The 12,960-nt window shown below is 66.8% G+C and carries 6 protein-coding genes and 1 pseudogene; 3 read left to right on the top strand and 4 right to left on the bottom strand.

What is annotated here, in order from left to right; translation table 11 throughout:
• Together QZY06_RS01860 and QZY06_RS01855 are read left to right on the top strand one after the other, a co-directional pair.
• Positions 1-525: NAD(P)(+) transhydrogenase (Re/Si-specific) subunit beta (locus tag QZY06_RS01860; protein ID WP_295679449.1), on the top strand; the 525-nt coding region annotated here is incomplete at its 5' end.
• Positions 526-672: 147 nt separating this feature from the next.
• Positions 673-3,351 carry a hypothetical protein gene (locus QZY06_RS01855; protein ID WP_295679447.1) on the top strand — a complete coding sequence of 893 codons (2,679 nt, stop codon included), beginning with the start codon at positions 673-675 and terminating at the stop codon, positions 3,349-3,351.
• 6 nt (positions 3,352-3,357) lie between these two features.
• On the opposite strand, the gene QZY06_RS01850 is transcribed toward QZY06_RS01855, so the two are convergent.
• The 4 genes from QZY06_RS01850 to QZY06_RS01835 form a co-directional block, all read right to left on the bottom strand.
• Positions 3,358-4,521: a hypothetical protein gene (locus tag QZY06_RS01850; protein WP_295679446.1), complete on the bottom strand. Its 1,164-nt coding sequence runs from the start codon at positions 4,519-4,521 to the stop codon at positions 3,358-3,360.
• A 362-nt stretch (positions 4,522-4,883) separates the two neighbouring features.
• Positions 4,884-6,719 carry a DUF4105 domain-containing protein gene (locus QZY06_RS01845; RefSeq protein ID WP_295679444.1) on the bottom strand — a complete coding sequence of 612 codons (1,836 nt, stop codon included), beginning with the start codon at positions 6,717-6,719 and terminating at the stop codon, positions 4,884-4,886.
• A 60-nt stretch (positions 6,720-6,779) separates the two neighbouring features.
• The gene (locus QZY06_RS01840; protein ID WP_022976382.1) at positions 6,780-7,259 is read right to left on the bottom strand and encodes a DUF3015 domain-containing protein; all 480 of its coding nucleotides are present in this window, start codon (positions 7,257-7,259) and stop codon (positions 6,780-6,782) included.
• A gap of 110 nt (positions 7,260-7,369) precedes the next feature.
• Entirely contained in the window at positions 7,370-10,075 is a 2,706-nt protein-coding gene (locus QZY06_RS01835) for a tetratricopeptide repeat protein (protein ID WP_295679439.1), read from the bottom strand.
• Between the two features lie 294 nt (positions 10,076-10,369).
• Between QZY06_RS01835 and QZY06_RS01830 the strand changes: the two are divergent.
• Positions 10,370-12,960, top strand: a pseudogene (locus tag QZY06_RS01830) (hypothetical protein); the annotation flags it as partial.

Here is a 12,960-nt window from a genome sequence, read left to right as displayed (position 1 = left end):
GGCGATGCCGGCATCAACATGCGCTACTCGTCGAAGATCATCATCGCCCCGGGCTACGGCCTGGCGGTGGCGCAGGCCCAGCACAAGCTCTACGAGTTCGTGAAGCTCTGCCAGGACGCCGGCGTCGACGTGAAGTTCGCGATCCATCCGGTGGCCGGCCGCATGCCCGGCCACATGAACGTGCTGCTCGCCGAAGCCGGCGTGCCGTACGACATCATCTACGACATGGAAGACATCAACGGCGAGTTCAAGGAAGCCGACGTGGCGATCGTCATCGGCGCCAACGACACCGTGAACCCGGCCGCTCGCACCAACAAGAGCAGCCCGATCTACGGCATGCCGATCCTCAACGTCGACCACGCCAAGCAGGTCTACGTGGTCAAGCGCGGCCAGGGCAAGGGCTACTCGGGTGTCGAGAACGAACTGTTCTTCGCCGACAACACCAACATGGTCTACGGCGACGCCCAGAAGGTGCTCGTGCAGATGATCCAGGCGGTGAAGTCTCTCGATGGCGGCGGTCACTAAGCCGCTGTCGCTGCAATAGAAAGCCGCCTTCGGGCGGCTTTTTTGTGGGCCACATCGCGACGGTCGGGAAATCGTCGGAATTCGGTCAGGACTTGGCGGAGGCCGGCCACCACCATCGGCGCCTTGATCCGAAGCCGGAGTTGGCCGATGTCCCGCACCCTGAAGTTGTTCTCCCCGAAACTGGCGCTGCCGCTCCTGATGCTCGCCGCACTCGCCGGCTGCGATGGCGGCGGCGCGAACCAGACTCCGCCAGAAGAACCACCGGTGCCCACGGTGCCGCCGGTACCCACGGCAGCTGCGGCGCGTATCGAGATCGTTCAGACCGGCCTGCTGTTCACCGCGGCCGGCCAGACTCGGCAACTCGAAGCGCGGGTGCTGGATGCCGCCGGCAATGCGATCACGCTGCCGGTGAGCTGGAGCTCGTCCGATACCGGTGCCATCGCGGTCAGCGCCGGAGGGCTGGCCACGGCGAGCGGCCGCGGCGGCTCGACCCAGATCGTCGCCGCTGTCGGCGAGCTCCGCTCGGTGCCGCTGCTCGCCGTGGTCACCGAACTGGCGTCAGGAACCCTGGTGATTGCCGATGAGCAGGTCGTCGTGGCACCGGCCGAGATCAATCCCGGTGCCACACCGAGCTTCGACAATACCTACAGCGTCGTCGTCGCCGGCGTCGCAACACCCACCGTCGGTACGTTGGTCATCGGCAACGGCTCGCAGCCGATCGCCGGCCGGGTGGTCGGCACCGAGGCCGTGGCCGGTGGTGTGCGCCTGACCCTGCAATTGGCACCGGCTACCGAGCTGCTGCCAAATCTGGACATCGATCAGGTGTTCGATCTGAGCCAGGTGGAACCCGAAATCGCGCCGGAAATTGCCAGCGCCTATGACATCCGGCGCGATGGCGACACCCTGTACTTCACCGCAAAGGCCGCGGACGCCAGCCGACCGGCCAGCACCTCTCGGCGACCTGCATCGAAAGCAGCGCAGCCGCGCGCACGGCCGTCCGTGGTCGGCACGCCGATCGGCACGCGGGCCTTCGAACAGGGCTGCGAAACCGATTTCGAAGCCGAGAATCCACCGATCTCGATGACCAACCAGCCCGCGTTCAGCGTGTCGCTGAAGCCGGCGCTGGACCTGCTGTACACGCCCAATCGCGGGCTGGAACACCTGCTGCTGACCGCGACCCCGACCTTCACCTTCAACGTGCAGGCCAAGCTCACCGCAGCTTTCGAAGGCAAGATCAGCTGCAAGGCCGAGCTGTTCAACATCCCGCTGCCGATCGGTGGGCCGCTGTCCTTGATCGTCGGCGGCATGGTGCCGGTCGGGGTCGGCGTCGAAGCCGGCGGCAAGCTGACTGTCGCCGATGTCACCGTCGGCACCCAGAGCGCGGTCGGCACCGAGTTGGAGTTCGGCCTCGCCTGCAACTTCGGCGTTTGCGATTTCCAGCGCTCGTTCGGCGAATTCACCGTCACCAACACGCCGACCCTGGTGCTGCGCACGCTGGAAAGCCTGCGCGTGGAACCGAAGCTCGAAGCCTTTGGTTACGCCGAGGTCGCGATCGGCAACCGCTTCTTCAAGTCGCTGCGCTTCAAGACGCTGGAAGCCAAGGTTGGCGCTGCGCTGGAAGGCAGCTTCGCACCGCAGATCACCCAGATGCTCGCCAGTCCTTACCAGTCGGACTACAAGCTCAAGCTCGGCGCCGAAGCCAAGGCCGGCAGCGAGATGGCGCTGACCTTGACCTTGCTGGGCCTGGAATCGCTGGCCAAGCTGGAGCTGAAAGTCGACACCGAACTGGCCAACTCGCCGACTGGCAAGGTCAGCGCCGATCGCAGCGATTTTCTGGCCGGCGAAACCACCAATTTCACGATCGAACTCGATGCGGCGAAAGCCAACTTCCTGGGTATCTACAACATCGCCGAAGTGCTGATCGTGGAAAAGCTGGCGGACGGGACCGCGGTGATCCGCGCTCGCCAGACGGCCACCGATGGCGCCACCCGCTTCACGGTGCCGTACGTGGCCGCGGCCGGCGGTACCACCGGAAATTTCTTCGCCTTCGTGCTCACCCGTCTGCTGCCGGCCGATCTGCTGTCCCTGGAACTCGGTCAGGTGCGCGGCGCAGGATTCGCCGAACTGCTGCGAGCCCGTGTCGAAGCCGTTTCGGGCTCCTCGAACTGCAGCAGCGAAAGCTGCAACAACCCTTCCGACAGCGAGGTCCGGATCGAGGATTCTCTGGGTAGTGCGGTCCGGGCCCGCTATACGCTGGTAAGCCTTTCAGCGAATCTGGGCACCCGGAGCACTATCGGCAGCGACGCCGAAATCGGCCTCGACGAGCGCAGCCTGTTCTCGACGATTTCGCTGAGCTGCAATGGCGATGCCGAGGCCTCCGGCTTCGCGCCGCAAACCGGTACCGGCAGGCCCTTCAGCGCGGGCCATACGCTGAGCCAGTTCGCGTTCGCGGTCAGCCAGCCGGTCAGCTACCGGATCGACATCCCGAAATCCAACATCGTCAGCTTCAGTGACCAAGCCGGCGCCACGGTCAGCGTCGGCCTGATCGAGGGCAATCAGCTGCCGCCCGAGGAGGATGGACAGTCCCGGATCTACGGTGGCGCGACGACAGCCGTCGACACGGGCAATCCGCTGTCACTGGTGGTGCTTCACGAAGCGGATTTGGACTTCGATCAGGAGTTCGGCAGCCGCACCGGCATACTGCAGCCGGGCGTCTACACGGTGGCCACCGCCTGTACCCAGTCCGCCAATACATCCGGCGATACCTCGGAAAGCAGCACGCTGCACGAACTGCAGACCGTCCTGACCCTGTCCGCCGCGCCCTAGCAGAACTCAGGCCGCTGGCGTGCGCGGTGGTCTGGGCGAGCTGCGACGACGACGTGGCGTCCGCGTCGTCCGCGGCTTCGGAGCGGGATCGGGGTCGGGGTCGCTGCTGCCATCGTCGTTGGCGGCAGCAGCGCGTTCGGACTCTGGTTCGAGTTCGCTCTTCGTCGCTGACCGCTTGCGCGTGGTGATCTCGTCAACCGCTTCCCGAGCTTGTGCGGCGACACTGCGGGTCTGTATCAAACGGTTCAGCAGATCGAACCAGAACGGCGCGCCGAGGGTGGTGGCCAGCGCGGTGAGCGCCAGGCCGAGGATCTTGGTGATCACGAACAAGGCGTCAGACGCGAAGGCACGGGCTGGTTTGCAGCTCTGCTCAGGCACGGCCGGCACGCAGGTGGGCAGGCCGATCCCGGTGCCGCCCAGGTTCCAGCCTAGCGGCAGGCCCAGATTACTGGCGAGTGCCAGCTGACTCCCTACCTGCTGCGCCAGCTGACGCTCGCAATCCGCCGTGGCTTCCTTGCAGATCGGCGCAGGTGCCTGGCCCTCGCCCTGAACGCCGACCGCTGTCGCGACGATCTTCGCGCGCAGCGCATCGTCCTGCGACAAGGTACGGACGATGTTCAGGGTGTCGGCATTTAGCGCGATGGCCAGCACCGCGCCGATCGCCAGCAGCACCAGCTGCACATGGCGGCGATACCAGCCCGTAACCCGCTCCATCGACTCCTCGAAATAAGCGGCGAGCGCGGCGCGCACTTTCGCGTCGTCATCGCCGAGCTTCAGGCCGGCGACCTTGAGCATGGTGTTGGCGGCCTTGCGGAACTTCTCGTCTTCGTCGGCCAGCGCTATCAAGGCGCCGGCGAATCGGGCCGCTGGAATTGCCGATGGCAGCTTGTTGTTGCCAGAGATGTACTTGCCTTCATACAACGAATAGATGAAGGGACTTTCGTACAACTTCTTCAGCATCTTGGTCGTCTTGGTCGTCGCCTCGGCCTCTTTATCTTCGTCGGGGCCGTCGACGATCTGCGACAGGATTTCGCCGATACCGCGCTCCAGCAGCTTGCCGCGCTGGCGCAGCCAGCTTTCGAGCAGTTCGACGCCGATCGAGGCAGCGGTCGAAAAGATCAGATAGACCAGGGTCAGGCCGATCAGCACATCGAGTAGCTGCAGGATCATCGCGACGCCCCCTCAGGGTCTGTTGACATTACTTTGGTCGCTGCGGCGGAGGTCGTTTGAGCCCAGTGCAACGAGCGAGGAGCGGCCAATGGCCGACCCATTGGCGCGACGAGCAAGGCAGCAATGGGCTCAAACGGCCCCGCCCCGGAGGGTTGCGGCCAAAAGCGCACCGGGACTTCGTTGCGAACCTTGACCATAGGTGGCTATGGCCTGCGGTTCGCGCCTCGCCCGGCGCACTTTTGACCTGCAACGCAGCGATCAAAGTAATGTCAGCAGACCCTCGTGATGGCAGTGTCGAAGGCACCGCTCTCAGCGAGTGTAGGCAGCGCGGCGTGACAGCCGCCAGTCCATCTCGGGAGCGCTTAGAAATAGCGGATCAGGCGCAGATCGAGTTGCCGCGTTTCCTCGGAGCCGAGCCACAGCGCGCGGGCGCCGAGCCGCAGGCCGTAGTCCTTGCCGAGTTGCCACTGCTGTTCGAGGCTGATCATCCGGCGATCAGCATTGTCACCAGCCAGCCCCGGTAGCCAGCTCGCCTCGAGCTGCACGCCCCACAGCTTCAGCGGCTGCGCCAGCAGGCCGAGGCGCGGCCCGAGCTGCAGCGCGTAACCGTTGTCGCGGACATTGCCGACCTCGGCGCGAAACTCGGCATGACCGTAGGCGACCAGGCTGCCGAAGCGTCCCCAGGCCAGACCCGGGCCACCCTCCAGCACGGTGGTGCGCGAATCGCGGCCGAGGCCGAGATCGGGGCGCTCGTGGGCGAGGCGCACGCGCCAGGAAATCGGCTGGAACAAGCTGCTGCGCGGCGCGATCGACAGGATGTCGAGCAGCGCCAGATGGTCGAGCGTGGTTGCGCCATTGGCCAGCCGCGTGCGCAGGCCGAGATCGACGAAGTTGATCTGCTGGCCCTCGCCGTAGCCGGCCGAAGGATCGAGCAGATCGTGATAGGCCGGCCGCCAGTCGAGGGTGGCGATATCGCCGCCTTCACTGCGCGCCTGGGCGCCGACCATCAGCCGCTGGGTGGCGTGGCCGCCGGTGGGATCGGTGTCTGGTGTCGGCACCGTCACCCGGCCGCCTTTCTCGCCGGTCGCGGCACGGGCGCGCAGCAGCGCAAGCGATCGCGGGACGGCGACCTCGCGGGGCAGCTGGCCCTCCAGAAAGTGGTACTGGACGAGATCGTTGGCGAGGCTCAAGCCTGCCGCGGCGATGCCATCGGTTGGCGGCGCGCCTTCTGCCAGCGCCAGCGCTTGCTCGCGGTGGTCGGCATCGAGCGCCCGGCCTTCGGCAGCGACGGTGGTCGCCAGTGCCGGCCGGTAATGCGGTGCGCCGAGTCCGGGCTGCAGCGCGCGCAAGGTGTCGGTCGGCGTTGCCCACCAGCTGAAGCGATTGCCCCAGTCGATGCTCGGATCGGCGACCCGCAGCAGGGTCAGCAGCTGGTACGAGCAGTTCTTGGTGAAGAAGTAATAGGTGAACGCCGCGCCGCGCAGTTCCCAGAGATGCAGCAGCAGGCGCTCGCGTTGCCCGGCGTCGAAGGCCAGCGGGTATTCCCAGAGATCGCGGCTTTCCAGGCGCGCGTATTCACGCACCTTTTCGTAATACGGCAGCACGCTGTAGCGGCCGACATAGCCGCCGGCGAGGCCCTTGATCGCGAACACCAGGCCATTGGTTTCCGGCGTCTCGGCAGCGTAGTTGGCGGCATAGGCAAGCAACGGCGTGCCGGCCTTCACTTCGGGGCCATCGAGGCGCAGCAAGGTGTGGCCGAACATCGACGCCGGGCTGTTCAGATAAGCCGACGGGAAGACCACCCAGACCTGCGACGGCGCCAGCGCAGTCAGCCATTCCTCGCGCTCGGCGCAGGGCTGGCGCGGCAGGCGCTCGGCATCGAAATGCAGGCGGGCATCGAGCCAGGCGTAGCGAGCGCCGAAGATGCACTGCGCCGATTCGTTCCGCGGCTCACGGATGGTCGGATCGAGGAACGCGACGAGGGTCGCGCGCAGTTCGGCGGCGGGGTCATCGGCACCGTTCGGCGCGAGGAAGAACCAGTCGCTCTTGACGCTGCTGCGCGCAGCACCCACGACCGGCGACTCGACATGGAGCAGGTTCGCCCATTCGGGCGACGCGGCAAGGCCCTGCTGGTCGGCGGCGGCGATCAGCTCATCGGCATAGCTGTCCGCTGCCGGCACCCGCAAAGGCGCCAGCAACAGGCTAAAAAAAAGAACAGCCCCGAGCGGGGCTGTTCCGTACCACGAACGCGGCATCGATCAGGCGATGTAGCGAGCCAGGCGGGCATCCTGAGCCATGGCCACTTCGAGCGCGGCCAGCACGTCACCGGTGGTGACCTGGGCGTTCGGGAACAGCGCGGCATGGTGCGACTGGGCCATCGCGTTGAACGCGGCGACGTCAGCGGCATCGACGTTGTAGAGAGCAGCCAGGGTGGCCAGGGTTTCGCCTTCACCGGCGGCGATTTCGGCCGACAGCTGATCGACGTTGGCGGCCGCGAACATCGAGCGGCGCACATCGCTGGCAACCACGCCGTTCTTGGCGCAGCCCAGCGTGCCGCTGGTGATGCCGAAGGTCTGGTTGAAGAACGTGCCGTTGGTGGTGGCGCCGAGCACCCGGAAGATCAGGCCCTTCTGGTCCTTCATCAATTCGGTACCGAGACCGCAGCCGATATCTTGGGCGGCGAGCGCCGTACCGAAAGGCAGCAGGCTGACGGCAGCGATTGCAATGAGCTTCTTCATGCGTCGTATCTCCTAACAGGTTTCATTGTGGTTATAGACGGCCCCTGTGAAGGTTCGCTAACGAACCAACTCAAGGCCCGGCAAAGCTACCGCAACAGCAACGTCAATAGCTATGGCTTTTGAATCTGGCCGGACGATGCCCGCGCCAGCAGCAGCGGTGCCAGCAACGGGTGATCGTCCTTGATCTGCTTGCGCAGGCCGATGATCGCTGCATCGAGCAGACGCTCACCGGCCACCGAATCTCCACTGACGATCAGCCAGCGGCCACGTTGACCATACAACGCCAGACGACGCAGATCGGTGTCCGGCAGCACGCTGGCGGCAGTCTCGCCGGCATCGAGCGCGAGCTTCGCCTCGTCGTTGCGCTTCAGCGCCATCAGGCTTTCCGCCTGCAGCCGGCGCAGGATCGTGGCGCGTGCCGGCTGCGGCTCCGGCTGCGCTTTCAGGATCGCCAGGCCGCGCTCGATCAGGGGTAGCGCCTCAGCTGGCCGGCCGAGTTGCAGGCGAGCATTGGCGAGGTTCGACAGCGGCGCGGTGATGTCGACGGATTGGCCATTGCCGCGTTGTTCGTGACGGGCGACCAGATCGGCGAATACCGCTTCGCCTTCCGCGTAGCGACCCTGCATGTTGAGGATGAAGCCGAGTTCGTTATGGACATGCACGGTGTCGGTCCCGGTCGGCCCGAAACGCAGCTTCATGCGTTCGAACACTTCGTGCAGCGCGCTCAATGCTTCGTCCTTCTGGCCGAGCGCGTTGAGGCTGTGCGCAAGGCTGACCTGCACCTTCAAGGTCGTCGGGTGATCGGCGCCGAGCACGGTGCGCAGCGCCGCGTAGGCACGGCGGGCGTCATCGACACCGCGTTCCGGCAGGCCGGCAACCCGATGGATCGACGCGATCAGGCCGCCGGCTTCGCCGGCAATCCAGTTCGGTTCGCGAAGCGTGCGATTGGCATCGTCACGGAGGGTGGCGAGGTCCTTGAGGAAGTCCGGATCGCTGCCCTGGCCGGAGCGCGCTTCGAGCAGGCGCAGCCGGGTTTCCAGGACATCGCTCTTAGCCGTGCCGGGATCGCTCAGCTGATCAGCCAGCAGGCTGTCGAGCGCGGCAATCGCTTCGTCATCGCGGTCCGCGGAGATCAGCAGCGACGCGCGTTCCAGCCGCGCCTTGTTGCGCTCGGCCGGCGCTGATTCTGCCTTGGCGATCGCCCGATCGAGCAGCACCAGCGCCTGGTCGTAATCGCCGAATTCGTGGCGCAGCACGCCGAGCGTGGTCAGTACCGAGGCGGCCACCGCCGGCTGATCGGCGAAGCGCGCGTCGACCGTCTGCTCCGCCGTCGCCAGCGCCGCGCGCACCGTCACTTCCGGCGCGCCGAGCGGGCGCTGCAGCGGATTGGCGGCGTTCAGCAGGTCTTCGTTGACGAAGCGGTTGATCGCCTCGCTCTTGGCGGTTTCCAGCTCGGCGGCGACCCGCGCCTGACTGGCGCGCAGAGCCATCAGCGAGGTGGCGATAACGCCGATCATCAGCACGCCGGCCAGCGGAATCAGCCGGCGACGTGCCGCATGCAGTCTCGCCAGCTTGGCTTTCAGACGCTCGCTTTCGGCGACCTGCTCACGCTCGGCATGGCGGGCGGCAGCGCGTTCGGCACGGCCGCGCAGGCGGCGCGCCAGTTCGGCGGCGTCGCTGAGCCGGCCGTCGACTTGCCCGGCTGCAGCGGCGGCCACGTCCTCGCGCAGCAGCGGATCGACGACATCGCGCTCCCAGCCAGCGGTCAGCGGCCGTTTCAGATCGCCGACGATCATCTGGTAGAGGATCACGCCGAGCGCGTAGAGATCGGTCTGCACGGTCGGCTGCTGGCCGGCGATCAGTTCCGGGGCGTAGTAGAACGGCGTGCCGCTGCTGTCGTCGTCCTGCTCGCCGGCTGCGCGGGTGAAGCCGAGCCGGGTGATCTCCAGCCGTTCGAGGCGCGCCAGATCCATCATCCGGCCGCTGCCGAAATCGCCGAGCCGCACGCGCGCCTGGCCGGCGTCATCGAAGCTGATCAGCAGATTGGCCGGCTTCAGATCCTTGTGCAGCACGCCGGCGGCATGGGCGGCAGCCAGTGCATCGGCGGCCTGGGCGACCAGCTCCAGGCGCTCGTCGAGCGGCACGGCGATCAGGCCGCCTTTCGACTCGGCCCACTGCGGCAACGAGCCACCGGCGGCGTATTCGGATTCGATGAAGTACGGCTGCTCGTCGACGTTCCAGTCGAGCAGGCGAATCAGATCCGGGCGATCGCCATGGGTGTCCTTGAGCACGCGGAACAAGGTGATCTCGCGCTTCAGCGCGGTCAGGCCATTGGCATCGAGCGCGAACTTGAAGACCCGCCGCTCGCCGGTCTTGGCGTGTGCCGCCAGCCAGACTTCGCCGAGCCCGCCGCTGCCCAGGCGTTCGCTCAGCTGCCAGTGCGGCCGCAACGGCGGATGGTCACCGACGGCCAGCTGCAATTGCGGAGCCGATGGTGCGGGGCCGGCGACTTCCAGAGTGACCGGCGCCACCAGCCGGTAGCCATAGCCGTGCACGGTCTTGAGGATGGTCTGGTCCTCGTCACCGAGGCCTTGCCGCAGTTTGGCGACCGCCTTGGTCAGCACCGATTCCGACAGGATGCGGCCCGGCCAGACACCGTCCTGCAACTCGTCCTTGGTCACCACCTCGCCCGGATGGCGGAGCAGGAACAGCAGCAGTTCCAGCGGCTTCGGCTCCAGCTTGACGATGGCGCCGCGCACGCTCAGTTCGAGGCTGCGGCTATCGAGCACGCACTCGGCGAAGCGATAGATCAGCACCCGCTCGACGGAAGGCGACGGGCGGCGTCCATGGCCGGTATCTGAGTGTCCTGGTCCTGCCACCGATCGGTCTCGCGCTGCTCGGCAAATTCGTGGGCGGGATAGTGCGGCATCCGTGGCGGGGCGGCAAAACCTCGGCCGATGACCGCCACCGCTCGCACGCAAAGATCAGCTCCATCAAGGGCTTGGCAACGGCCATGCAATCGTCGGGAAATGGTCGGAAATCGGTCGCACTTTTCGGTTCACGGCTAGGCAAGGTCGCCGGCATCACCCCTGCACCGCCGAGAAACCGACATGAAGTCCTCCGCCATCCCCGCCCTGTTGCTGTCGCTGTCCAGCCTCGCCGCGCACGCCGCGCCGGCCGATTACGACAGCCGCCTGGGACCCGGCAGCGAAGTGCCGGGGCATCTGCTGACCGCGCTCAATCGTTCGGACAACGGCGTTTATGGCGACGTGCTGGCGCTCGCCGATGGCCGCACCCTGATCGCGGCAGACTCCGGGCCGCAGGGCAGTACCAACACCATCCCGGCGCTGCTGATGCTGTTGGCGAACGGCACACCGGATGCCAGCTTCGCCAGTAACGGCCGCTTCAGCCAGGACGTGATCGGCGGGCTGAACGTCGCCGGCTTCGGCCGGCTTGCCGCCACGCCAGACGGCGGTTTCGTGGCGCTGGCCACCGAGAACGGCGCGCCGCGTTTCGATCTGATCAAGTTCACCGCCAGCGGCACGCTCGACGCCAGCTTCGGTACCGACGGCCGGGTGTCGCTGTCGACTTCCGCATTCCCCGCCAGCGCTGGCGGCTGGCAGAGCGGCGTGGTGACGCAGCCGATGGTCGTGGACGGCCAGGGCCGCATTCTGGTCGCCGCCAACTACGTGCGCAGCGCCACCAGCGGCCTCACCAATGCCTGGGTGGTCTGCCGCTATCTCGCCACCGGCGCGCTCGATGCCAGCTATGGCGCGGGCGATGCCGACGGCGTCGATGGCTGCTTCGCGCAGACCTCCGGCTCGCCGCAGGACGCGATCAGCGACATCAGCGGCCTGGTGCTCGATGGCGAGGCGGTGATCTTCACCGGCAACGCCACGCTGAACAGCCAGGGCGGCGTCTTCGGTGCGGTGCGCCTCACCGCCAGCGGCCAACTCGACCCGGCGTTCGGCACCGGCGGCGTGGTCAAGATCGGCTTCAGCGGCTTTGGTGCCGGCCTGGGCGTCGCGATCCGGCCGGATCGCCGCCTGGTGTTCGCCTTCCGACCCGGTATCGGCGTCGGCTCGCTGCTGCAACTGCTGCCCAACGGCAGCCTCGATCCGAGTTTTGGCAACGGCGATGGCATCGTCGACAGCAGCAACAATCAGGACCTCGCCTCCGGCACCGGCGGCAACAGCCAGGCGGTGGCCGCGGACATCCGCGATCTCGCGCTGCAGCCGGACGGCAAGATCCTGGTCCTGGCGCGCACCAGTCTCGGCGGCTCGCCGGGCTTCACCGGCGCGCAGGTGGGCCGCTTCCTCGCCAACGGCCTGCAGGACACCGGCTTCGGCGATGTCGGCCCGCTGCTGCGCGGCCCGCGGCAAAGCCAGCAGAACGGCAACGCGCCGCTGGCGCTGAGCCTGGCAGCCGATGGCCGGATCGTCGTCATCGGCACTCAGGGCGTGTTCGGCGAACCGGCGCTGACCTATGTCGTGCGCCTGCAGGGCGGCGCCTCGGTGCCGACCAAGGTCAATCCCTTCGTGCTGGTCGATCAGTTCGACGTGCCGGTCAACACCGGGCGCGAATCCAATGCCGTGACCGTGGCCGGGCTGGACAGCAATGTGCTGATCAGCGGCCTCACCGTACCGGCGCTGGTGCGCATCGAGAACGGCAGCTTCGGCGTCAATACCGACGCCAACGCTGGAAATGCTATTCGCCTGGTACGCAATGGCGATGTCGTACGCGTGCGCCACGATTCGGCCACCACACCCGGCACCCGCACCGTCACCCGGCTGACCATCGGCGCCGGCGACGATGCAGTCAGCGAAAACTTCATCAGCGTCACCGCCGGCGGCAGCTGCGCCGTGGACACCATTCCCGGCACGCTCGATATCGGCTTCGGGGTCGAAGGCCGCCGCAGCCGTGCGATCGGCGCCGACAACAGCTTCCGGCCAACGATGCTGCTGCGTGACGACGACAGCGTGCAGATCGCTGCCGGTGCCAACTTCACCCGAGTCCGTCCGGGCAGCCCGTTCCCAAGCAACGAGTCCGATCCGGCGCTGTTCCAGTTCACCGTCCGCGGTCTCGACGACAGCAATTTTTCAGGTGACGGCCTCGCCGATGCCGACAGCCTCGACGGCCGCGACTTCACCGGCGGCTATTCCGACGCCGTACGCCAGCCAGACGGCAAGCTGGTGCTGAGCGCACGCCTCGGCATTCAGGGCGGCTTCGCCAATGTCGACAGCGCCGTGCTGCGCCTCAATCCGGACGGCAGCCGTGACGGCAGCTTCGGCAGCGATGGCGGTGTGACCCTGCCGAAGCCGCTGCCGAGCAGCGAGGTCGGCACCCTGGTCGGTGTTGCCGTGCAGGCCGATGGCCGCATCGTCGGCATCGGCAGCATCAGCCAGACCACCGGTCAGTCGATCGGCTATTTCCTGGCCCGCTTCAATGTCGACGGCACGCTCGACGACGGCTCGGCCAGCGACAGCACCCCCGGCGACAGCTTCGGCAACAACGACGCCGATGGCGTCAACGGCGTGTTCCTGAATCGCAGCCCGGCGACGTTCGCGCTGTCCAGCAGCGGCTACCGGGTGCGGATGCAGGGCACGCGGATCGTGGTCATCGATACGACCGATGCGGTCAACGAAGTGCGCCTGTTCGGCCATGCGGCGGACGGCAGCCTCGATGCCAGCTTCGGCAGCGG

It is taken from the genome of uncultured Nevskia sp., from assembly GCF_903885465.1.
In the GTDB taxonomy this organism is placed as follows: domain Bacteria; phylum Pseudomonadota; class Gammaproteobacteria; order Nevskiales; family Nevskiaceae; genus Nevskia.
Note: the sequence above shows the minus strand (reverse complement) of the source record. Positions and strands in the feature narration are given on the sequence as shown.

Bases quoted from the DNA above. Each gene is read 5' to 3' on its own strand.
- QZY06_RS01840 (WP_022976382.1), bottom strand. From the start codon at position 7,259: ATGAAGAAGCTCATTGCAATCGCTGCCGTCAGCCTGCTGCCTTTCGGT.
- QZY06_RS01855 (WP_295679447.1), top strand. From the start codon at position 673: ATGTCCCGCACCCTGAAGTTGTTCTCCCCGAAACTGGCGCTGCCGCTC.
- QZY06_RS01850 (WP_295679446.1), bottom strand. From the start codon at position 4,521: ATGATCCTGCAGCTACTCGATGTGCTGATCGGCCTGACCCTGGTCTAT.